Annotated in this window: 1 protein-coding gene; it reads right to left on the minus strand. The window is 56.3% G+C overall.

The window, feature by feature from the left end; all coding sequences use genetic code 11:
* Positions 1–199, minus strand: a 199-nt coding sequence (locus tag L9G74_RS20200) for a hypothetical protein (RefSeq protein WP_238898563.1), incomplete at its 3' end; no start/stop codon positions are given.
* Between the last annotated feature and the right edge of the window lie 85 nt (positions 200–284).

Genomic DNA, 284 nt, shown 5'->3' on the forward strand with positions numbered 1-284 from the left:
CGCCGGTGAGGATGACGCTGGTAAACATCGCCATCACAATTGCCACCGACATCGGCATCGCCTGCGCCTGAAGATGACTCTTCTGCATTGCCGACCGCGGCGCCAGCCAAGAATCGCCATTGATCAGCGCCTTTTTAGCACTGATGGATGCTGGCGCATCGAGATTTTGCAAGACGGCGATCGTATTGCCGATACCCATTCCGCTATGGTGCTCACCAGCGTACTGATTATCGCTTGCGGCCGCGCTCGCTGGCAAGCAGCGTTTCGATGGCATTTTGTTGGAT

The sequence above is a fragment of the Shewanella electrica genome (genome assembly GCF_022321485.1).
Classification (GTDB): domain Bacteria; phylum Pseudomonadota; class Gammaproteobacteria; order Enterobacterales; family Shewanellaceae; genus Shewanella; species Shewanella electrica.